17 protein-coding genes, 1 rRNA gene, 1 pseudogene and 1 riboswitch are annotated in these 22,879 nt (G+C 53.8%); of the genes and pseudogenes, 12 read left to right on the forward strand and 7 right to left on the reverse strand.

Annotation, left to right across the window (positions count from 1 at the left end; genetic code table 11):
- Positions 1-168 precede the first annotated feature (168 nt).
- The 6 genes from F3J40_RS14490 to F3J40_RS14515 all read left to right on the forward strand — a co-directional run bounded on the left by F3J40_RS14490 (position 169) and on the right by F3J40_RS14515 (position 6,421).
- Complete coding sequence (locus tag F3J40_RS14490) at positions 169-1,230, forward strand: ABC transporter substrate-binding protein (RefSeq protein WP_167015637.1); 1,062 nt, start codon at positions 169-171, stop codon at positions 1,228-1,230.
- An 18-nt stretch (positions 1,231-1,248) separates the two neighbouring features.
- Positions 1,249-2,061: an alkaline phosphatase family protein gene (locus F3J40_RS14495; protein ID WP_167015639.1), complete on the forward strand. Its 813-nt coding sequence runs from the start codon at positions 1,249-1,251 to the stop codon at positions 2,059-2,061.
- Positions 2,058-2,903: an ABC transporter permease gene (locus F3J40_RS14500; protein ID WP_017347262.1), complete on the forward strand. Its 846-nt coding sequence runs from the start codon at positions 2,058-2,060 to the stop codon at positions 2,901-2,903. The genes F3J40_RS14495 and F3J40_RS14500 overlap by 4 nt, the downstream gene beginning before the upstream one ends.
- 36 nt (positions 2,904-2,939) lie before the next feature.
- The gene (locus F3J40_RS14505) at positions 2,940-3,692 is read left to right on the forward strand and encodes an ABC transporter permease (protein WP_036645783.1); all 753 of its coding nucleotides are present in this window, start codon (positions 2,940-2,942) and stop codon (positions 3,690-3,692) included.
- A 2-nt stretch (positions 3,693-3,694) separates the two neighbouring features.
- Complete coding sequence (locus F3J40_RS14510; RefSeq protein ID WP_167015641.1) at positions 3,695-4,687, forward strand: ABC transporter ATP-binding protein; 993 nt, start codon at positions 3,695-3,697, stop codon at positions 4,685-4,687.
- 108 nt (positions 4,688-4,795) lie between these two features.
- Positions 4,796-6,421, forward strand: a complete 1,626-nt coding sequence (locus F3J40_RS14515; RefSeq protein WP_167015643.1) for a Na/Pi cotransporter family protein — start codon at positions 4,796-4,798, stop codon at positions 6,419-6,421.
- Positions 6,422-6,454: 33 nt separating this feature from the next.
- Here F3J40_RS14515 and panS read toward each other — a convergent pair whose 3' ends face one another.
- Together panS and lysC are read right to left on the reverse strand one after the other, a co-directional pair.
- Positions 6,455-7,384 carry a ketopantoate/pantoate/pantothenate transporter PanS gene (gene panS / locus F3J40_RS14520; RefSeq protein ID WP_167015645.1) on the reverse strand — a complete coding sequence of 310 codons (930 nt, stop codon included), beginning with the start codon at positions 7,382-7,384 and terminating at the stop codon, positions 6,455-6,457.
- Positions 7,385-7,617: 233 nt separating this feature from the next.
- Positions 7,618-8,970, reverse strand: a complete 1,353-nt coding sequence (lysC, locus tag F3J40_RS14525; protein WP_167015647.1) for a lysine-sensitive aspartokinase 3 — start codon at positions 8,968-8,970, stop codon at positions 7,618-7,620.
- A 108-nt stretch (positions 8,971-9,078) separates the two neighbouring features.
- Positions 9,079-9,273: riboswitch (Lysine riboswitch) on the reverse strand.
- Between the two features lie 256 nt (positions 9,274-9,529).
- On the opposite strand from lysC, the gene pgi reads away from it, so the two are divergent.
- From pgi to iclR, 6 genes and pseudogenes are all read left to right on the forward strand, one after another.
- Positions 9,530-11,176 (forward strand): glucose-6-phosphate isomerase, encoded by a 1,647-nt coding sequence (gene pgi, locus F3J40_RS14530; protein WP_167015649.1) that lies wholly within the window; start codon positions 9,530-9,532, stop codon positions 11,174-11,176.
- A gap of 600 nt (positions 11,177-11,776) precedes the next feature.
- Positions 11,777-12,004: pseudogene (gene yjbE / locus F3J40_RS24915) on the forward strand (exopolysaccharide production protein YjbE); the annotation flags it as partial.
- A gap of 72 nt (positions 12,005-12,076) precedes the next feature.
- The gene (locus F3J40_RS14540) at positions 12,077-12,724 is read left to right on the forward strand and encodes a YjbF family lipoprotein (protein ID WP_167015653.1); all 648 of its coding nucleotides are present in this window, start codon (positions 12,077-12,079) and stop codon (positions 12,722-12,724) included.
- Complete coding sequence (locus F3J40_RS14545; protein WP_167015655.1) at positions 12,721-13,446, forward strand: capsule biosynthesis GfcC family protein; 726 nt, start codon at positions 12,721-12,723, stop codon at positions 13,444-13,446. The genes F3J40_RS14540 and F3J40_RS14545 overlap by 4 nt, the downstream gene beginning before the upstream one ends.
- On the forward strand, positions 13,446-15,536 hold the full coding sequence (locus F3J40_RS14550; RefSeq protein ID WP_167015657.1) for a YjbH domain-containing protein: 2,091 nt from the start codon (positions 13,446-13,448) through the stop codon (positions 15,534-15,536). The genes F3J40_RS14545 and F3J40_RS14550 overlap by 1 nt, the downstream gene beginning before the upstream one ends.
- 163 nt (positions 15,537-15,699) lie before the next feature.
- Complete coding sequence (gene iclR / locus F3J40_RS14555) at positions 15,700-16,536, forward strand: glyoxylate bypass operon transcriptional repressor IclR (RefSeq protein ID WP_017347251.1); 837 nt, start codon at positions 15,700-15,702, stop codon at positions 16,534-16,536.
- On the opposite strand, the gene aceK is transcribed toward iclR, so the two are convergent.
- The 5 genes from aceK to rrf form a co-directional block, all read right to left on the reverse strand.
- Positions 16,537-18,270, reverse strand: a complete 1,734-nt coding sequence (gene aceK / locus F3J40_RS14560; RefSeq protein WP_167015659.1) for a bifunctional isocitrate dehydrogenase kinase/phosphatase — start codon at positions 18,268-18,270, stop codon at positions 16,537-16,539.
- A 45-nt stretch (positions 18,271-18,315) separates the two neighbouring features.
- A complete protein-coding gene (aceA, locus tag F3J40_RS14565) occupies positions 18,316-19,620 on the reverse strand; it encodes an isocitrate lyase (RefSeq protein ID WP_167015661.1) in 1,305 nt (434 codons plus the stop codon).
- Positions 19,621-19,636: 16 nt separating this feature from the next.
- Positions 19,637-21,220 carry a malate synthase A gene (aceB, locus tag F3J40_RS14570; protein ID WP_167015663.1) on the reverse strand — a complete coding sequence of 528 codons (1,584 nt, stop codon included), beginning with the start codon at positions 21,218-21,220 and terminating at the stop codon, positions 19,637-19,639.
- 272 nt (positions 21,221-21,492) lie between these two features.
- Positions 21,493-22,422 (reverse strand): homoserine O-acetyltransferase MetA, encoded by a 930-nt coding sequence (metA, locus tag F3J40_RS14575; protein ID WP_017347247.1) that lies wholly within the window; start codon positions 22,420-22,422, stop codon positions 21,493-21,495.
- Between the two features lie 343 nt (positions 22,423-22,765).
- A 5S ribosomal RNA gene (gene rrf, locus F3J40_RS14580) occupies positions 22,766-22,879 on the reverse strand; the annotation flags it as partial.

Raw genomic sequence — 22,879 nt, forward strand, 5'->3', positions numbered from 1 at the left:
GTCTGCACTATGACAGTTCAATGACATTTCGCCTAAACCACCAAAAATATCTGTCTTTGCGCACCCGGACGGGCAGTCATAAAAATGTCATAGCTGCTGGCTACATTGGCTCGGTTCTTGCTGGTCTGTATTCGCCAGGCCAATTCACTCATACCCGGAGCCTTAATAATGAAAGCGTTACTCGTCTCTGTTATTGCCAGTGCCGTTCTGCTTGCGCTCCCTGCTGCGCAAGCGGCGGATAACGATATGGCCGCACTGGAAAAAGCGGCTCGTGCGGAAGGTCAGGTCAACAGCGTTGGTATGCCGGACAGCTGGGCCAACTGGAAAGACACCTGGAATGACATCAGCAACACCTATGGCATTAAACACAGCGATACCGACATGTCTTCAGCGCAGGAGCTGGCTAAATTCAACGCGGAAAAAGAGAATGCCAGCGCGGATATTGGTGATGTCGGTGCCGCATTTGGCCCGGTCGCAGTGAAAATGGGCGTTGCACAGCCCTTCAAGCCGACCCATTGGGATCAAGTGCCCGCGTGGGCAAAAGATCCGGCGGGTAACTGGATGCTGGCTTACACCGGCACCATCGCTTTCCTGGTGGATAAGCAGCAGGTCAAAGATGTTCCACACAGCTGGGCTGACCTGAAAAAAGGCAAATATGTGGTGACCATCGGTGATGTTGGCGTGGCCGCTCAGGCCGCGAACGGCGTGCTGGCCGCCAGCTATGCGCTGGGTGGCGACGAGAAAAACCTGAAACCGGCACTGGATTTCTTCGCTGATCTGGCGAAGCAGGGCCGTTTAGGTGTCACCGATCCGGTGATTGCCAATATTGAGAAAGGCGAAATTCAGGTTGCCGTTGTGTGGGACTTTAATGGTCTGAACTACCGTGACCAGATCGATAAAAACCGCTATGAAGTGGTGATCCCTTCTGACGGTTCGGTGATTTCGGGCTATAGCACCATCATCAACAAATACGCCAAACACCCGAATGCCGCCAAACTGGCACGCGAATACATCTTCTCCGATGCCGGACAGATCAATCTGGCTCGTGGCTATGCCCGCCCAATTCGTGCTGAACACCTGACATTACCGGCTGATGTCCAGGCCAAGTTACTGCCGCAGGATGAATATAAGAATGCCCGTCCGATCAAGGATCAGGCAGCGTGGGATAAGACCTCGAAAGCACTGCCGCGTCTGTGGCAGGAAAACGTCATCATTAATATGAAGCAGTAACAGGCTCGGAGATAAAGCATGAAAACGATCCTGGTGGTACTGGATGGCCTGAGTAACCAGGTAGCGCGGTTTGCAATGGGCTACCTGCACGCTGAGTGCGCTCAGGGCAAAGGGCACTACTATTCACTGACCTGCGAGCTGCCTTCGCTGTCACGTCCCCTATATGAGTGCATATTGACCGGCGTTCCGCCGGTTGAGAGTGGCATCATTCACAACGGCGTTGATCGGCTAAGCAAAGAGCGCAGCGTGTTTCACTATGTGCAGGAGGCGGGGCTAAAAAGCGCCGCCGCCGCCTACCACTGGGTGAGTGAGCTTTATAACCGTACGCCGTTTGTTCCGGCGCGTGACCGTCATACCCTCGCGCCGGAATTACCGATTCCCTATGGTCACTTCTATTACGATGACGGCTACCCCGACTCGCATTTGTTTGAAGATGCCGAGAGCCTGCGGTTGCGCTACGACCCGGACTTTCTGCTGATCCACTCAATGAACATTGATGATTGCGGCCATAAGTTTGGTCTCTCTTCTACGCAATATCGTAACCGGGCGCGCATGGCGGATGGCTATCTGTCTCACTGGCTACCAGGCTGGTTAGCAGCGGGTTATCAGGTGATTGTCACTGCCGATCACGGTATGAATGACGACCACTCCCACGGCGGCAATCTGCCGGAAGAGACACAAGTTCCGCTGTTTGTCTTTGGCCGTGCCTTCTCGCGCCACGCCGATGCTACACCGCGTCAAACCGAGCTATGCGGCACGGTGTGCGAGTTGCTGGAAGTTGCACATGATAAACCCTGGTGCCAGGCACTGTTGGCGGAGCCGCGTGAATGAATAAAAAGCTCGTCGCGCTACTGTTGCTGTTGCCGTTTACGGTGTTTTGGCTGGCATTTCAGTTCGCTCCCTTGCTGTGGATTGCCATTAACAGCTTCTGGAGTGACACCAATGAACGCTGGGGCTGGGATAATTACAGCGATATTCTGACCTCTGCGTTCTATCAACAGGCGTTTGGTCTGTCGTGGGATATTTCGTTCTGGTCGAGCGTTTATGGCCTGCTGATTGCCCTGTTCTGCGGATATTCTCTGCATCAAATTGGTAGTGGGCGCTTACAACGATTTATGATGTCCTTCACCAACATGACCAGTAACTTTGCCGGTGTCCCGCTGGCATTCGCCTTTATTATCCTGCTTGGCCTGAACGGCTGCCTGACGCTGCTACTGAAGCATTATGGCGTAATGCAGGGCTTTCGCCTGTTCTCGCGCGATGGCATGGTGCTGGTCTATACCTGGTTCCAAATCCCGCTGGGCGTGCTGCTGCTCTACCCCGCATTTGATGGTCTGAAACGAGACTGGCAAGAGTCTGCCGCACTGCTGGGTGCCAGCCGCGCACGCTACTGGTGGCACATCGGCTTACCGATCCTGTTCCCGGCGCTGCTGGGGACTTTCGTTATTCTGCTGGCCAACGCACTGGGGGCTTATGCCACCATTTACGCCCTCACGACAGGTAACTTTAACGTGGTGCCGGTACGGATTGCGGCCCTGGTGTCAGGCGATATTTCACTCGACCCCAATACCGGTGGGGCGCTCGCCATGTTGCTGGTCTTACTGATGGCCTTTATTACTCTGGTGCAACAGTATCTGATGCGCCGCAGTTACCTCAACGCCAGACCGTCCTGACAGGAGCGACACGTGGAAAAGATTTATCATCGCTTTATGGTCGGGCTGCTGCTGTTGATTCTGGCACTGCCGCTGGTGGCGACACTGCTGTATGGCCTGTCCAGCGAATGGAGCAACACGATTCTGCCGCAAGGTTATACCTTGCAATGGTTTATCGAACTCTGGAGCGATGGCCGTTTCCTGAGCGCATTAGGCCATTCACTGCTGATTTGCTTCGGGGCGCTGTTGTTTTCACTGTTGCTGGTGCTGCCGGTAATGTTTGTGATCGCTTACTTCTACCCGAAGCTCGATGGCGTGATGAACGTATTGATTCTGATGCCGTTTGCCGTGCCTCCGGTGGTCTCCTCCGTTGGCCTGCTACAGCTCTACTCCAGCTCACCGTTGATGCTGACCGGCACCCCGTGGATCTTGATCGGCTGTTACTTCACGATCGCACTGCCCTTTATCTATCGCGCGATTGCTAACAACATGCAGGCGCTGAATCTTAAAGAGTTGATGGATGCTGCCCATCTGCTGGGTGCCAGTAGTTTTCAGGCCGCCCTGTGCGTGGTGCTGCCAAACCTGCGCAAAGGGATGTTGATCGCCGTGCTGCTGTCATTCTCTTTCCTGATTGGCGAATTCGTCTTTGCCAATATGTTGGTCGGCAACCGCTACGAAACGCTGCAAGTATATCTTTACAATATGCGCAATGGCAGTGGTCACTTTACCAGTGCGCTGGTGATCTCTTATTTCCTGGTGGTACTGCTGGTAACCTGGCTGGCGAATGCCCTGAATCGTGAACGAGGCTGAGAATGAGCTATCTGCAAATTAAACAACTGAATAAGAGCTACGGCCCTACGACCATTTTCCAGCATATCGATTTCAGCGCCGAAGAGGGTGAGTTTGTGACTCTGCTTGGCCCCAGCGGCTGTGGTAAATCAACCTTACTGCGCTGCATGGCCGGGCTGACCAGCGTGGATAGCGGCGAAATCCTGCTGCAAGGACAGAATCTGGTGCCGCTCTCTCCCCAGCAGCGCACCATTGGCATGGTGTTTCAGAGTTACGCCCTGTTCCCGAATATGACGGTAGAAAAGAATGTGGCCTTTGGCCTGAAAATGCAGAAACTGCCCGCCAGTCAGATTCAGCAACGCGTGATGGAAGCGCTGGAGTTAGTCGAACTGACCGAGTTCGCCAAACGTTATCCTCATCAGCTCTCCGGCGGACAGAGCCAGCGTGTGGCCCTCGCCCGCTCATTAGTGACACGCCCGCGCCTGCTGCTGCTGGATGAACCGCTCTCCGCGCTGGATGCGCGCATTCGTCGCCATCTGCGTGAACAGATTCGCCGCATTCAGCAGGAGCTTAAGCTCACCACGCTGTTTGTCACCCACGATCAGGAAGAGGCGCTGACCATGTCAGACCGTATCGTCCTGATGAACCGGGGTAAAATTGTCCAGAACGGGGATGCCGAGTCTCTGTATACCCAACCCGCCGATCTGTTTGCCGCCGGTTTCATTGGTAACTACAACCTGATCAGTGCCGAACAGGCACAACGTCTCACCGGGCAGGTTTTCTCCGGCCAGGTGGCCATTCGTCCAGAGTCGATCCAGTTCTGCGATATCAATGCCGGTATTCCGGCGGTGATCCTCAGCCACAGCTTGCTGGGCAATGTCATTCGTTATCGTGTACGGACACAGGATGTCGAACTTTCCGTGGATGTATTGAACCGATCGCGTGCAGATTTGTACCCTAATGGCAGCCAGACTGGTCTACAGTTAGCATTGTCTACACTGCGCGAAGTGGCTTAAAACACACAATAAATTGCGCAGTGAGGTGCGTTACTCCTCACAGTTAATGCTTCTCGCCAGGCGAGCTAACTGTGTTACCACAGGCCTGGCGGAGAAGAGGTGTGACAGGTGTTAACGTTACTTAATTTGCTGTCGGCGGTTGCCCTGTTGGTGTGGGGAACACACATTGTGAGAACCGGGATTATGCGCGTCTATGGCGCGGATTTACGCCGGGTTCTGAGTCACAGCATTGAAAAAAAACCGCTGGCTTTTGTTGCCGGGATTGGTGTGACGGCGCTGGTGCAGAGCAGTAACGCCACCACGCTGCTGGTCACGTCTTTTGTCGCACAGAACCTGGTGGGGCTTACGCCTGCACTGGTTGTCGTGCTGGGCGCGGATGTCGGGACCGCGATCATGGCCCGAATCCTGACGTTCGATCTCTCCTGGCTCTCTCCGCTGTTTATCTTCTTTGGGGTCGTGTTTTTCCTTGGCCGTAAGCAGACGCGCGCCGGTCAGCTTGGCCGCACCAGCATCGGCCTTGGCCTGATCTTGCTGGCGCTACAGCTGATTGTGACGGCGGCGAAGCCCATCACTCAGGCGGCGGGTGTCCAGGTGCTGTTCTCCACCCTGACCGGTGACATCGTGCTGGATGCCCTGATTGGTGCCGTCTTTGCGATCGTCAGCTACTCCAGCCTTGCCGCGGTACTGTTAACCGCCACGCTAAGCGCTACCGGCGTTATCTCCTTTAAAGTCGCACTCTGTCTGGTGATCGGTGCCAATCTGGGGAGTGGATTGCTGGCGATGCTGAGCGCCAGCAAAACCAACGCCGCAGGGCGGCGCGTGGCGCTGGGTAGCCTGCTGTTTAAAACCATCGGGATGGTGTTGATTCTGCCGTTTGTTAATCAGCTGGCAGACCAGCTCGACAAACTGCCGGTTAATGATGAAGAACTGGTGATCTTCTTCCATGTGTTCTACAACCTGATTCGCTGCATTGTCATGGTGCCGTTTACTTCTGCCATGGCGAACCTGTGTACCCGCCTGATCAGTGATGATGTGGTCGACGATCAGAAAGTAAGAGCGCGCCATCTCGACAGCAGCGCACTGGATACGCCCGCACTGGCGCTGGTCAATGCTGCGCGTGAAGCACTAAGAATGGGAGATGTGCTGGAGCAGATGCTGGAGAGCTTCCATAAAGTCATGCATGGCAATTTACAGGAAGAGCGGCAGGTACAACGACTGGACGATGACGTTGATACGCTCTATACCGCCATCAAACTCTATCTGGCGCAGATGCAAAAAGAGGAGCTGGCAGAAGAGGAGTCGCGCCGCTGGGGCGAAATTATTGAGATGTCACTCAATCTTGAGCAGGCTGGCGATATTATTGAACGCATGTGCGTGGATGTGGCGGGAAAATCACTGGCCGCCCGGCGGGCTTTCTCCGCAGAGGGTTTACAGGAGTTAGAAGTTCTGCAAACTCAGCTGATCAGCAATTTGCGTCTCAGCCTGTCGGTATTCCTTTCGCACGATCTCAACAGTGCTAAACGCCTGCGTCGTGCCAAACATCGCTTCCGTATCCTGATTCGCCGCTACTCTCATGCGCACGTGGATCGGCTGCACCAGCAAAATGTCCAGAGTATTGAAACCAGCTCGCTGCATCTCGGCTTGTTGGGGGACATGAAACGTCTTAATTCGCTGTTCAGCGCCGTTGCTTACACCGTACTGGATCAGCCGGATGACGAACGCGAGCTGGATTAAACCATAAAAAAGGCCGCTCTCGCGGCCTTAATATTATTCGCTATCCGTTGGTTTTTTAATTGGCTTGCCTGACCAGTATCCCGCCAGCAGCGAGCCTGAAAGGTTATGCCACACCGAGAACAGCGCGCCTGGCAGCGCCGCCAGCGGTGAGAAATAGAGCTTGCCCAGCGTCGCCGCCAGGCCGGAGTTCTGCATACCCACTTCCAGCGCCAGCGTACGGCAGGTGGATTCGTCAAAGCCAAACAGCTTCCCGCCCCAGTAGCCGCCCAGTAGACCAATGGCGTTATGCAGGATCACCGCCGCGATCACCATCAGACCCACAGAGCCGATAAAGCTCTGGCTGCCCGCCACTACCGCACTGATGATCAGTAAAATGCACACCATAGAGAATGCAGGTAGATAAGGCTCAACGCGACGGACTACACCGTTCAACGAGTGATGGACAATCAGGCCCAGCCCAATCGGAATCACCACAATTTTTACGATGCTCAGCAGCATCCCGACCACATCCACCTGAATATGGGTATCTACATACATTTTGGTCAGTAATGGCGTGGCAAAAACGCCAACCAGCGCAGAGACAGAAGAGATGGTCACTGACAGTGCAACATCACCTTTCGCCAGATAGATCATCACGTTGGATGCCGTACCACTGGCAACGCTGCCTACCAAAATCATGCCCGCAGAGAGATCCGGTGGCATATGGAACAGTTTCGCCAGGCCCCATGCCGCAAGTGGCATCACCAGGTAGTGCAGGAAAGTCCCGGCAATGACCGGCGCTGGGCGCACCAGGACGCGTTTGAAATCATCAATGTTTAGCGTTACACCCATGCCGAACATGATCAGCATCAGTAGCCAGGTCACCCAGGGACCAATAGCGAGGAACGTAGAGGGCGTGTAGTACGCCGCAACAGAGAGCAGCACTGCCCACAACGGGAACAGGCGAGTAATTTTGGCGAGCATAGCCAGTTATCCTTATAAGAATGTTTGTTTGATGGCCGCAGATGAAACGCCACGCAGGAACGACTGCGTAAACGAGCGCGGGATCATAACATTTCGTTATTGTAATGTGCTCAGAAGAGAGCCTGGCAGGGGAAAATGCGGATCGACTGCTGCCGGTCCGCATGAAAGGCATTAAATAACTCTGCTTTTCGCCGCAATGGCAGAAGGATCGCTCCCGCCACTGCCGTTAAGCATTACTCGAACAGGTTTTTATGCAGGGTGCGAACCACTTCATCAGCATCATTGCCTGGCACGAGGAAGCAAAGGTTATTGCTGCTGGCACCGTAGCAGATCATGCGCAGATGGAAGGGTTCCAGTACGCCAAACACTTCTTTACCCATCCCACAGGCTTTGGACAGATTGTTGCCGATCAGTGCAACCAGCGTCAGACCTTCTTCCACTTCAACACGGCACAGTGAAGAGAGTTCGGTCAGCAGCGCCTGAGTCAGCAGACTGTCGCCAGTAGAGGTTGAGCCGGTTGCATCCAGCGTCAACGCTACGCTGACTTCTGAAGTGGTGATCAGATCAACCGAGATGTTGTGACGCGCAAGAATATTGAACACTTCCGCAAGGAAGCCACGCGAATGCAACATGTTCAGGCTGTGCAGCGTCAGCAGAGTCTGCTTACGGCGCATCGCCAGCGCACGGAACAATGGCGGATTTGGCGTCTCATTGCACACTTCAGTGCCACCCGCAGCCGGATCTTTACTGGAACCGACAAAGACCGGGATATCGCTGCGTACAGCTGGCAGCAAAGTCGCAGGATGGAGAATTTTGGCACCAAAGGTTGCCATCTCGGCTGCTTCTTCGAAGGAGATCACATCAATACGCTTAGCGGTTGGCACCACGCGTGGATCGGTGGTGTAGATGCCCGGAACATCGGTCCAGATATCGACACGTGCAGCGCTCAGAGCTTCGCCGAGCAGCGCCGCAGTATAGTCACTGCCACCGCGACCCAGGGTCGTAGTGCGGCCTTTCTCTTCACTACCAATAAAGCCCTGGGTCACCACCAGTGCTTCCTGCAGACGCGGCTGAAGCAGCGCCTGGCTTTGTTCTTTTAACGTTGCAACATCAGGTTCAGCACGACCAAAACGGTCGCTGGTGCGCATGACTTTACGCACATCGAACCATTCCGCATTCACGTTACGTTCACGCAGGATCTCCACAAACAGCAGCGTGGACATCAGCTCACCATGACTTACCAGTTCATCCGTCAGTGCGGTTGAGGTAGCCAGTGCTGCCGCTTCGGACAGCATGGTGATGTTTTCCAGCATGCGATCAATCTCTTCGCTAATCACAGTTTGATTTTGCAAAGAGTCGATAATGGCATATTGGATACGGCGAATTTCATCAAGCAGGTACGCGCGTTGCGCCTGCTCCTGCCCTTCGGAAAGGGAAACCAGCAGGTTAGTCACACCAGCAGATGCGGAAAGGACTACCACACGGGTATTAGCATCAGACAGCACCACGTCGGCGCTGCGGTTCATGGCTGCAAAATCGGCAACGCTAGTGCCACCAAATTTCGCAACAATCAGATTTTGAGACATGAAATGACCTCGAGTCAGGTTACCTCGCTCCCGCAATAGCGCGGAGAGCACATCATCAGCCTGGGCACAAGGAAGGGACGAAAGGGCAGACAAGATCGGAAAGACGAGTCACCCAGAAGCGCCCCACCCTCGCGGAACGTCCGACTGCGGACGATCCTGGTGACAACCCAGGGGATTCAGCCCCTGCAGCCGACAGACAATCACCCCGCGCGATTGTCCACCTCGGCGTCGCTCCCCCTATGTGTTTTCACTGGATACGGATCCTCCAACACACGACCTGGGCGACGCGCCTCTTCTGGCTTGCGCAGCGTGGCGCAAGTAGCCGCCTAGAAATACAGCGCAATCGCTTTTGTGTCAATGTTTGTCGCCCCTTGAGGGGGAATTTTCCTGAATTTTTTCCCTGCGCACCGTAAAACAAACTCGAATCGCGGTTGAGGGCTAGAGTGCTGGCAGTGACAAAATTTTTCCTTTCAGAAACAACTGTGGTCATACTGAAACCCGAAGCGGGTAATATACGCCTGGATGGAAAGCCGGTTCTTAATTCAACAAGAGTGTTGCTATGAAAAATATCAATCCGACACAAACCGCGGCCTGGAAGGCGCTGGAACAGCATTTTGACCAGATGAAATCGGTAACGATTGCCGAGCTGTTTGCACAGGACCACGAGCGTTTCGCGAAGTTCTCCGCGACTTTTGACGATCAGATATTGGTCGATTTTTCCAAAAACCGTATTACCCAGGAAACGCTCGATAAGCTGCAATCACTGGCGAAAGAGACTGACCTGAGCGGCGCGATTAAATCTATGTTCTCTGGGGAGAAGATTAACCGTACCGAAGACCGCGCAGTGCTGCACGTTGCGCTGCGTAACCGCAGCAATACCCCAATTCTGGTCGATGGCAAAGATGTGATGCCAGAGGTCAATGCGGTATTGGCTAAAATGAAAGGCTTCTCTGAGCGCATCATCAGCGGCGAATGGAAAGGCTACACCGGCAAGCCTATTACTGATGTGGTTAACATTGGTATCGGCGGTTCTGATCTCGGCCCATTCATGGTGACCGAAGCGCTGCGTCCCTACAAAAACCACCTGAACATGCACTTTGTTTCTAATGTGGATGGCACGCACATTGCCGAAACAGTGAAAGATTTGAACCCGGAAACCACCCTGTTCCTCGTGGCCTCCAAGACCTTCACCACGCAAGAAACCATGACTAACGCCCACAGTGCGCGCGACTGGTTCCTGCAAACTGCCGGTGATGAACAGCACGTTGCTAAGCACTTTGCCGCACTCTCCACCAACGCGAAAGCGGTGGGTGAGTTTGGTATCGATACCGACAACATGTTCGAGTTCTGGGATTGGGTCGGTGGCCGTTATTCCCTGTGGTCAGCGATTGGCCTGTCGATCATTCTGTCGGTTGGCTTCGAGAACTTTGAGCAACTGCTGAGCGGCGCACATGCGATGGATCAGCACTTTGCGAACACGCCTGCGGAGCAGAATCTGCCGGTATTGCTGGCACTGATTGGCATCTGGTACAACAACTTCTTCGGCGCTGAAACTGAAGCTATCTTGCCGTACGATCAGTATATGCACCGTTTTGCTGCCTATTTCCAGCAGGGCAACATGGAATCCAACGGTAAGTATGTTGATCGCGCTGGCAATCCGGTGGATTACCAGACGGGTCCAATTATCTGGGGTGAGCCGGGCACTAATGGTCAACACGCGTTCTATCAGTTGATTCATCAGGGCACCAAGCTGATTCCTTGCGACTTCATTGCGCCAGCCAACAGCCATAACCAGCTTGGCGACCACCATCCGAAACTGCTGTCTAACTTCTTCGCGCAAACCGAGGCATTGGCCTTTGGTAAAGCACGCGAAGTGGTGGAGCAAGAGTTTGCCGATGCGGGTAAATCTGCTGAGTCAGTCGAACACATCGTGCCGTTCAAAGTGTTTGAGGGCAACCGCCCAACGAACTCCATTTTGCTGCGTGAGATCACCCCGTTCAGCCTTGGCGCATTGATCGCGCTGTATGAGCACAAGATCTTCACGCAAGGTGCCATCCTGAATATCTTCACCTTTGATCAGTGGGGTGTTGAATTAGGTAAGCAACTGGCTAACCGTATTCTGCCAGAACTGGAGAACGAAGCGGAAATTGCTTCACACGATAGCTCAACCAATGGCCTGATTAACCGCTATAAGTCCTGGCGTTAATCCTAAGCACTTGCATTAAGGGTGGCACTAGTGCCGCCCTTTTTTTGTTTTTCTGCTCTGAATTTGCATGGTACTAATCTTAAAAAAGCCCGACATGGCGCATTTTATTACGAATACTCCTGGTTATTCACGGGGATTATTTCGGCACAAAAATAGCAGGAAATATTATTTATTCATTTAAATACATGAAGTTAATGGATGTCTATATTGAGGTAATTCTGATATTAATGCAAAAATCGCGACAGAAGTAAAATACAGAACATTAATCGTTGATTTGTTAATTAAGACTAAAAACAACATTCACCCATTAATTAAATCCCCGTTAAATAAGTGGCATATTCTCTATTTTAACGCCTCTAACGCCGCTAATTGGTGTTTTTTACTGCCCTTTTCCCCTCTATGAAGTCTGCTAATTTGTTGCCATATACTGAATACGCCCAACCGGGTAGATCCTTCATTCCTTAAATGCAGGAAATTGTTATGAAAAAAACTCTGGTTGTTCTCGCAACCTTGTTAACCGCAGTCACCACCAGCGCGGCATTTGCTGCACCTGGCGATCGAGGTGCTGCACAAAGTGCCGGCCCATTTGCGGCAGCACAGGGCGCAACAGCGTTCAGCGCTCCACAAAATGCGGCGTCCTTTAATGCGCCGCAAGGTGGCGGAACCGCAGCTGGCGCTCGGGCAATCTCCGCTTCAGCAGGCGCTTCGGCACCTGCTGGCGTCGGTGTTGCCGGTGCGTTAGTGGGCGCAGGTGTCGCGGCGGCGGGCGGGGGTGATGGTGCCAATACCGGCACCACGACTACCACCACCACAAGCACCATGCGTTGATATCACCGCCTTAACCATAACCACACATTTGTGTGGTTATTCTGCTTCAGCCTGAATCTTGACGGAGCCTCAGTGCGTCGACTTACTCTGCTTCTCAGTTGCCTGCTTTTACAGGCCTGTACCCAAACCGAACAAGGGCTGCAACAGTCGCTGGTAAGCGCTGTTACCGGGCCGCAAGACATCACTCTGACGCCACAACAGATTGCTGATACACCGTATGCGAGCCTGTATGCGCGCATCAATCACGGTCCACGTATTTTTGTCGTGCTGGCATTTAACGAAGCAGGCAGCCAGAAATGGGTCACAGCCGATGAAGCTATGTTGGTCACTGTGCATGGCCGACTGGTGAAAACCCTCGGGCTGAAAGATAACCTGCAAGATGTGAGCAATTTAGCGCAAGACCCGCTGGCACAGGGACTCACGCTGGCCGAAGGCGCCCAGTGGACGCGCATTATTCAGTGGCAGGAGCAGGGAAAAGTGCGCGCGGATACCGCCACCTCACGTTTCCACCGCCTTGCCGATAGCACTCTCGAGATCGCTGGGCAGCAGGTTCCCTGCCGGGTTTGGCAGGAATACGTCACGCTGTCAGCCACTCATCGCCAGTGGCACAACACCTTCTGGATCGATAACCGCAGTGGCGAGGTGGTCCAGGCGCAACAGACCCTCGCCGCAGATGACTTCCCGGTGGAAACCACCCTGCTTAAGCCTGCAAAATCATGATGATAAAAACGCTCATAGCCAGCCTGATGCTGTGTGTCGGCACGGCCTACGCCAGTGCTGAGATCCAGATTCACCAACAACCCGTCCTGCAACTTAGCCATATCAACGATTTGGCGCAGCTCGTTACCCAACCCGCACTACAACAAAACTGGTGGCCCGGTACGGTGATTGCCGATCCCGCACGCGGCCTGGTGGCCCGGCAGCAATATCAACAGACACTGGAACAGATCCAACACTGGCAACGCAACAGCAGCGCGAACTATGCAGAGACGGCGCAAGCACTCCTGCGCCAGCTTGGTCAGATCCGGGTGACGGGACGCCTGTTTACCTCGCTAGACCCGGATACTGTGCGTCTTTATCCCGCCGCTGACCGTACGCTGGCCGGCAAGTACGATCTCTATCCGGCCCATCAGCCAGATACCATTCTGCTGCTTGGCGCGGTAGACGGGGCGGGAGCGATTCCCTGGCAGCCGGGCTATAGCGTGCGTCAGTACCTTGCACATCATGCCACGCTGGCCGGAGCAGATAAGAGCTACGCCACGGTGATTGCACCCGATGGAAGTACCGAGCAGGTGCCCATTGCCTACTGGAATCACCGTCATGTTGAGGTGATGCCAGGCAGTATCCTCTGGCTCGGTATTGATCCCTGGCACTTGTCCGGCGAAGACCGATCTCTTAACCAGCATATTGTTTCTCTTCTGACTAAGCGGATCCCGGACTGATGAAAAAACCGTTGCTTCTCAATCTGCTGGCGCTGTCTGTTGCCACAGCTTTTCATGCCCAGGCTGACACTTTCCCCGATTCCGTTGGCCCATCGCAATCAGACTTTGGTGGTGCTGGCTTAATGCAAACGCCCACTGCGCGCATGTCCCCGGACGGCGAATTCAGCCTTAACTATCGCAATAACGATCAGTACCGCTTTTACTCTGCTTCACTGCAACTGCTGCCCTGGCTGGAAACCACCGTGCGCTACACCGATGTGCGCACCCGGCAATACAGTAGCAATCCCGGATTCAGCGGCTCGCAGAGCTATAAAGATAAGTCGTTCGATTTCAAACTGCGCCTGTTAAACGAGAGCTACTGGCTACCGGCGGTGGCCTTTGGTACCCGCGATCTCGGCGGTACTGGCCTGTTCGACAGCGAATATCTGGTTGCCAGCAAAGCCTGGGGTCCACTGGACTTTACCTTCGGTATTGGGTGGGGATATTTGGGCAACAGCGGCACGCTGACCAATCCCTTCTGCTCAGCCAGCGAGAGTTACTGCAAACGCCCGAGTGGCGGTACAGCAGGCGCGATCAACGGCTCACAGATGTTCCACGGCCCGTTGGCCCCGTTTGGCGGCGTAGAGTATCAAACGCCGTGGCAGCCCCTGCGGTTGAAGCTGGAGTATGAGGGCAACGATTATCGGGGTGATTTTGCCGGTAAGCTGAAGCAGACAAGCAAACTCAATGTGGGTGCCGTCTACCATCTGAACAACTGGACCGAGCTGAATGCCAGCTATGAACGTGGCAATACCTTCATGTTTGGCGTGACGCTGCACACCAATTTTGATGCAATCCAGCCCGGTCACGTTGATAGCCCGAAACCGGACTATCGCCCCGACCCCCAGGATGCGATGCTGGAGCCGAGCGTGGTAGCCAGCCAGTTGGGCGATCTTAAGTACAATGCGGGGCTAAATGCGCCACAGATCCAGACCAAGGGATCGACACTGTATGTTTCCGGTGAGCAGGTGAAATACCGCGATACGCGCGAAGGGATCGATCGCGCTAATCGGATCATCATGAATCATCTCCCCGCCGGGATCGACACTCTGGACGTGACTGAATCTCGCGCCAATATGCCGCAGGTCACCACCCGTACAGATGTGGCCAGTCTGCGGCAGGATCTGGCGGGTTATCCCCTTGGACAAGATCGTCCCCTGCGCCAGCAAAGAATCGATCCGGTTGATCCTGGCACGACCGAACAGGGCTATTTCATCCGCAAAAGTCGTTTCAGCTATTACCTCTCACCGGTACTCAATCAGTCGATTGGTGGCCCTGAGAGCTTTTACATGTACCAGCTCGGTGTAATGGGGGGCGCAGATTACTGGCTCAGCGACCACCTGCTGGTCGGCGGCAGCGTCTTCGCCAATCTCACCAACAACTACAATAAATTCAACTACGACGGCCTGAGTGCTTACCATGGCCTGGCCCGTGTGCGTACCCACATCCGCCAGTACGTTGAAAACAAAGCGTACGTTAACGACCTCCAGGCGAACTATCTCGGCTACCTTGGCAATGGCTTCTATGGGCAGCTGTATGGCGGCTATCTGGAAACCATGTATGGCGGCGTGGGGGGCGAAGTGTTGTATCGCCCTATCGACAGCAACTGGGCATTTGGCATCGATGCTAACTATGTGCGCCAGCGTGACTGGGATGACATGATGCGTTTCACCGCTTACAAAGCGCCAACCGGGCATCTCACCGCCTACTGGCGACCATGGTTTATGCAGGATGTCCTGGTGAAAGCCAGCGTTGGGCAGTATCTGGCGAAAGATAAAGGCGCTACGGTGGATATCTCCAAACGCTTTGACAGCGGTGTGGTGGTCGGTGCCTACGTGACTAAAACCAACGTTTCGGCAGAAGAGTACGGCGAAGGTGATTTCACCAAGGGCTTCTACATTTCCGTACCGCTTGATCTGTTCACCACCACGCCAAACCGTGGACGTGCGCAAATTAACTGGGTGCCACTCACCCGCGATGGCGGGCAGATGCTGGCGCGTAAGTACCCACTCTACAACCTCACCAGCGATCGGGACGATCGATTTAACTGACCTCGATAAAACACGCCATGGGGTAACCAGGACCCGGCGTGTTTTTTTCTTCGACTGTAAGCATGTAGCGAGTGCAGGCCAACATGTGCCCTCCCGACATCATTTACTTTCCCGCGGATTAAAACGAAAATGGTTTCCATAATCGGTCACCAAGGAGCCTGTTATGGCCACCCCCGTAGCCGCAAAACGCGGTAAGAAACCCCGTGCTGTTGCGGCGACTGCTAGCCCCACGTCCACTGGCGGCCAGGTACAGTCACTGACCCGAGGCCTGACGTTACTGGAGCTGATCGCCGCTTCACACGGCAGTGTCGCCCTGACCGACCTGGCACAACAGGCAGGTTTACCCAACTCCACCACGCATCGTCTGCTCACTACCATGCAGCAGCAAGGCTTTGTGCATCAGGTGGGTGACTTAGGTCTCTGGACCATTGGCGCTCATGCTTTTGTGGTTGGCAGTAGCTTTCTGCAAAGCCGCAATTTGCTGGCATTAGTCCATCCGGTGCTACGCCAGCTTATGGAAACCTCGGGTGAAACCGTTAACCTGGCCGTGCTGGATTTGGGCGATTATCAGGCAGTGATTATCGACCAGGTGCAGTGTACGCAGTTGATGCGCATGTCCGCCCCGATTGGCGGCAAACTGCCTATGCATGCTTCCGGCGCAGGCAAAGCATTTCTTGCCCATCTCAGCGATGAACAAGTCACAAAACTGCTGCATCAGAAAGGCTTGCATCACTACACGCCGAAAACCCTGATGTCACCACAAAGCCTGAAGGCCAATCTGGCGCAGGTACGTAAAGCAGGCTTTTCCTTTGATGATGAAGAACATGCGCTAGGCCTGCGCTGTGTTGCCGCACCGATCTACGATGAACATGGTGAGCCTTTTGCCGCACTGTCAATTTCCGGCCCGCTGGCACGTATGACAGATGACCGCATCACGGAGTTAGGCGCGCTGGTGATTCGTGAAGCGCGTAAAGTTACGCTGGCTTTTAGTGGCCGCTGATTACGCTAACGCGTTGAGATAACGCACGCTGAAGCGCTGGCTGTGCCGCCAGGCCATCACTTCTTCAATATGCCCCTGCGCAATCCGTTGTTGCAGGGCGCGCCACCAACCGGGATCAAACAGTTCCGGGTGTAGCCGCAGCAGCAGCGCTCCGGTAGCGGCTTCGCAGCACAGCACCGGACGGAATGTCGCCGGGAAAACGTCATCCGGCCCGACGCTGTACCACGGCTCCGCGCTGAGCTCATCCTCCTCGTAGCGGGCCGCAGGCACATCACGAAAACACAGTTCGCTCATCGGGCGGATCTCATCGTAATCATAAAACACCACCCTGCCGTGGCGCGTCATGCCGAAATTTTTAAACAGCATATCGCCTGGGAAGATATTGGCAGCCGCCAACTGTTTGATGGCATTACCGTACTCTTCAATCGCGTGCTGCTGTTGTGCGGGTGTTGCCTGTGCCAGCCACAAGTTGAGCGGCTGCATTCGGCGTTCGAGCCACAAATGGCTGATGACCAGGCTCTCTCCTTCAATGCGTAATTTTTCTGGAATTGATCGCTGTAGCTCGGCCATTAATGCAACGGGGATGCGGGCCAGCGGAAGGGCAAAATGGCTGAATTCTTGCGTATCCGCCATGCGGCCGACGCGATCGTGCTCTTTTACCTGCTGATAACAGGCTCGCACCTGCTGTGGCGTGACCTCTTTTTGTGGCGCGAAAGTGTCTCGCATCACCTTAAAAACGCGATCAAAACCGGGCAGCACAAAGACCAGCATCACCATGCCCGGTACACCAGGTGCGATCTCAAAGGGTTGGGTACTGTGCTCCAGTGCGTGCAAATATTCGCGAAACGTCTCTGTTTTCCCGTGCTTCTGGCAGCCAATCGCCATGTAGCGTTCTGCCAGAGTCTTGCCCGGCAAAATCGGCTGTAGCCAGGCGACCAGGGCGGCAGGTACCGGGGCATACACCATAAAATAGGCACGGGCGAAGCCAAATACGATGCTGGCATCGTTGCTATCGGTCAGGCAGGTATCGATCCATAGCTTCCCGCCCTCGTCACGTTGTATCGGCAACAGGAACGGCTGAATCCCCTGTGGCAAATGCAGACGAGCGACTAACCAGGCCGTTTTGTTGCGATAAAACAGTTCACTGGAGACTTCTAATGACGCTGAGCCTAGCTGTGCTTCGCTGAACTGTTCATGCAGATGGCACAGGATATGGTGTGCATCACGCGACAGATCGCGCCATGCCAGCGAGAGTGGTACATCATGCAGAACTTGCTGTATTAGCCTCAGCCAACCCGCTTGTGGATGATAGCAACGCGCCAGCGGCCGAAGCGGCTGCGTGTCTCCAGCAGGCGAGGAATGGCTGGCGATAAACAGGCGCTCTGGATGTAAGTGCCGATGCCCATACAACCGGCAGTAGACGGAGTTAAAAAAGCTTTCCGCAATCTCATGGCGAGGATAGCCCGGCAGCAAGGTTTCATAGTGCGCTTTAACTTTTAGCCAGAAATGTTCATCCCAGCGGCTGGCGTCACTTAGCGCACGTAGCTGATCGGCCACCAGTCCTACATGGTGATCATAAAGATGAATGCGCGCTTTCATCGCCTGGCCTACGGCCTGCCATTCAGCCTGTTCAAAACGTTGGCGAGCGCCTGCTGTGACATCCAGAAAGCGACTGTATTGCGCATCAAAACCTTGCAGGATGGTGTGAGAGATTAGGGCAATGGCAGAGGACATAGGCCGCTCCTGAAAAAGCCCTCTGGTCGCCAGAGGGCGGAGAACTCAGAACTGATGGGCTTCGGTGGAGTTATTCATCGCCGTCACTGAGGAGTTGCCTCCCTGGATAATGTTGGTGACCTGATCGAAGTAGCCAGTCCCCACCTCCTGTTGATGCGAGGAGAAACTGTAGCCACGTTCACGGGAAGCGAATTCCGGTTGCTGCACTTTTTCCACGTAATGGCGCATCCCTTCGCCCTGCGCATAGGCATGGGCCAGATCGAACATGTTGAACCACATGCTGTGAATGCCCGCTAGCGTAATAAACTGGAACACGTAGCCCATCTCACTCAGTGCCTGCTGGAAGTGGGCAATGGTGCGATCGTCGAGATTCTTCTTCCAGTTAAACGACGGCGAACAATTGTAGGCCAGCAGCTTGCCCGGATACTGCGCGTGAATGGCATCCGCAAAACGCTGGGCCAGCGCCAGGTCTGGGGTTGAAGTCTCACACCACAACACGTCAGCATAGGGCGCATAGGCCAGTCCACGACTGATCGCTTGTTCGATACCCGCGCGCGTGCGGTAAAAGCCTTCTGCCGTTCGCTCTGGCAGAATAAATGGCCGATCGTTGGCATCGCAGTCTGAAGTGATTAAATCCGCCGCATCCGCATCTGTCCGGGCGATTAGCACCGTGGGTACGCCCATGACATCCGCCGCCAGACGTGCGGCAACCAGCTTCTGGATCGCTTCCTGAGTCGGCACCAGCACTTTTCCTCCCATGTGTCCGCACTTTTTCACCGCGGCCAGTTGGTCTTCAAAGTGTACGGCAGCCGCCCCGGCTCGAATCATCGATTTCATCAGCTCATAGGCATTCAACACCCCGCCAAAACCGGCTTCGGCATCAGCCACAATCGGCAGGAAAAAGTCGATATAACCAGCATCGCCAGGGCTACTGCCATTGGCCCATTGAATCTGATCGGCACGTTGAAAACTTTGGTTAATACGTTCAACCACGGCAGGAACAGAGTTCACCGGATATAAAGACTGATCCGGATACATTTCCCCAGCCAGATTGGCATCTGCCGCGACCTGCCAACCAGAGAGATAGATCGCTTCAATGCCTGCTTTGGCCTGCTGTAATGCCTGCCCGCCGGTTAATGCGCCCAGGCTGTTGATGTACCCTTTTTGGGAACCGCCTCGTAGCAGATGCCACAGTTTCTCTGCGCCTCGTGTCGCCAGCGTACAGGCAGGTGAGACCGAGCCGCGTAGCTTCACCACATCACTGGCGCTGTAGGGGCGTTCAATGCCCTGCCAGCGTGCTTCATCACGCCACTGTTGTTCAATTTGAGCAATTTGTTGAGTACGCGTCATGGGTGTTCTCCTCATTTCAGGGAAGCAGGCGGTAGCCCGGTAAGGTCAGAAAAGCGATAAGGTCCGGTTGTAGTGTGATGTCCTCCATTAATTTCGCGGCCTGGGCAACTGGATTGGGATTGCCCGCAGATTGCAAGGCATCTAGCTCCTGTTGCAGCATCTCGCGGAACAGTGACTCTGTGACTTGCCGTCCGTCATTTAGCGTCTGCTGGTGATGGATCCATTGCCAGATTGAGGTACGCGCGATTTCGGCGGTTGCCGCATCTTCCATTAATCCTTCAATCGGTACACAGCCATTGCCATTGATCCACGCCGCCAGATAGCAGAGCGCCACACGAATATTGGCGCGCATGCCTGCTTCCGTTCTTTCACCTGTACAGGGTGCCAGTAACTCAGCGGCAGTGATGGGAGCATCCTGATCGCGTCGAATGTGGAGCTGGTTCTGTGCCGTACCCAGCACCTCTTTAAATGCCGCCATTGCAGTGTCAGCCAACCCAGGATGCGCAACCCAGGTGCCATCATGGCCGTTGCGCGCTTCCCGCAGTTTGTCCTCTTTAACCCGCTGTAAAACCCACTGATTTTGTTCGGTATCTTTGCTTGGGATCAGCGCTGACATGCCGCCCATAGCAAAGGCCCCACGCCGATGACAGGTGCGCACCAGGAGACGAGAGTAGGCATCAAGAAACGGCTGTGCCATCGTGACCTGCTGGCGATCCGGCAGGATGCGATCGGCATGCTGGCGCAGCGTTTTGATGTAGCTGAAGATGTAATCCCAGCGGCCGCAGTTAAGTCCAACGATGTGATCGCGCAGATGCCAGAGGATCTCATCCATTTGAAATACCGCCGGCAGCGTCTCGATCAGGACCGTGGCCTTGATCGTGCCACGCGGCAGATCAAAATGATCCTCGGCATAGCAAAAGATGCGGTGCCACCAGGCCACTTCCTGCCAGCTCTCGGTTTTTGGCAGGTAAAAGTACGGACCACTCCCCTTAGCCAACAGCGCCTCAGCGTTATGGAAAAAATAGAGCGCAAAATCAAACAGTCCGCCGGGAATGGCTTCCCCCTGCCAACGCACGTGTTTTTCATCCAGGTGCAGTCCGCGTACGCGGCACATTAAGATCGCGGGATCTGCCCGCAGTTGGTAGATTTTTCCGTCCGGACTTTGGTGTCGCAAAGTACCGCGCACTGCTTCCCGCAGCGTTTGCTGTCCCTCAATCAACTTCTCCCATGTGGGGGCGAGTGAATCCTCGAAATCAGCCATGAATACATTGACGTTGGCATTCAACGCATTGATCACCATTTTTCGATCTGGTGGGCCAGTGATCTCCACCCGACGATCGCGCAATTCCTCAGGAATACCGCGAATTTCCCACTCGCTATCTCTTATGGAAATGGTTTCCGATTCAAAGCCAGGGAGTTCTCCAGTATCAAACTTCTGCTGGCGTAGCAGGCGAGCATACAGCAACGCACCACGATCCTCGGTGAAACGCATGACCAATTGCTGTAAGAAGTTCACCGCTTCCGGCGTTAAAATTTGCTGATCTGACGGGGATAAATCACGATCAAACTGAAGATCGGTATCAATCGCTGAATCTGTCATCGAGGCTTACTCCTGTGATCGTTGAGATCGATATGGCGCGATCCGATGTAGGGTGTTTTTTAAGCTACTGGATCTCAGAATAAGCATTTAATTTTCAAAATCAAAAACTATTTCCATTTTTAAAGATAAATAATTATAACCACATGATTAAATTGAGTTTATTTTATGAATTAAAAGGGCAATTGTTTTCAATGTTTCTTTGGCGCAAAAAAAACCGCAACAGTTACCTGTTGCGGTGCAATGTGGTGGCCTACTGCGAATTTTTTGGGTGATTACTCTAACGTCGGATTCATTTTACGCAGATCAAATGGCGTTATCTGATAGACATAGTAGTTGAGCCAGTTGGAAAACAGCAGATTACCGTGACTACGCCAGGTGGCACTTGGCGTCAGCAGTGGGTTGTCCTGTGGGAAATAGTTATAAGGTACGAGTGGTTCAAGTCCGGCATCCGTATCACGCTGGAACTCCCCAGCTAGCGTGAAGGCATCGTACTCCGGGTGGCCTGTGACAAATGCCAGGCGCTTGTCTTTACTCGCCATCAGATAGGCACCGGTCTGCTCAGAATCAGCAAAGAGCTCTAAATCGGTGTAATCACGGATCAGCTGAGTGGGGAAATCTGCATAGCGTGAATGTGGTGCAAGGAATACATCATCAAAACCACGGGTCAGCAGCGCGTGTGGGTGCAGCGTTTGATGTTCAAACACGCCTGCCAGTTTAGTCTGCCGTGTCTGTTTTGGAATACCATAAAGAATATTCAACGCCGCCTGCACGGCCCAGCAAACAAATAGCGTAGAGGTTACATGCTCTTTCGCCCAGTGCAGTACACGCTGGATCTGTGGCCAATAGGCGACGTCATTAAAGTCTACTAATCCCAGTGGGGCACCCGTGACGATCAATCCATCAAAATTATCGTGTTCAATATCTTCAAAGTTGCAGTAGAAATTGTTCAGATGCTCAGTGGGCGTATTGCGGGATTCCCGGCTGTCGATGCGAAGTAACTGCACATCGATTTGCAGCGGTGAATTCGACAGTAAACGTAGAAACTGATTTTCAGTCTCGATTTTTTTCGGCATCAGATTAAGTATCAAGACCTTCAGAGGACGAATTTCCTGCACACTGGCACGTGAGGACGTCATAACAAAGACATTCTCATGACGTAAAAAATTCACAGCGGGTAAATCGTCGGGAATTCTGATCGGCATAACCTGATAACCTCTTACAACCGTATAAACGTTTAGACATCCAGATGCCTGACATTATCCTGGCATGATAAAAATGTCGAGCGCTCATGCGATTTATGAAAATGTTTCAGCTTAAAGCGGGATTTAATGGGCATAATCGGTCGATATTGCCGCATTTCATAGTGAATAACAGTGTTCTATATGCATATTCCACATATAGAAGATAGCAGAGGCTGAGTAAATAACGCCGGAGCGTGCACTCAATAAAGAGATTTTACGACTACCCCGCGATGAGGAGAGGGTTTTTAAACACCATAAACGCAAAAAACCCCTGTCTTTCGACAGGGGTCTTCGCTTATTTGATGCCTGGCAGTTCCCTACTCTCGCATGGGGAGACCCCACACTACCATCGGCGCTACGGCGTTTCACTTCTGAGTTCGGCATGGGGTCAGGTGGGACCACCGCGCTAAAGCCGCCA

Origin of the sequence: Candidatus Pantoea multigeneris (assembly GCF_011752615.1) — a bacterium.
In the GTDB taxonomy this organism is placed as follows: Bacteria; Pseudomonadota; Gammaproteobacteria; order Enterobacterales; family Enterobacteriaceae; genus Pantoea; species Pantoea multigeneris.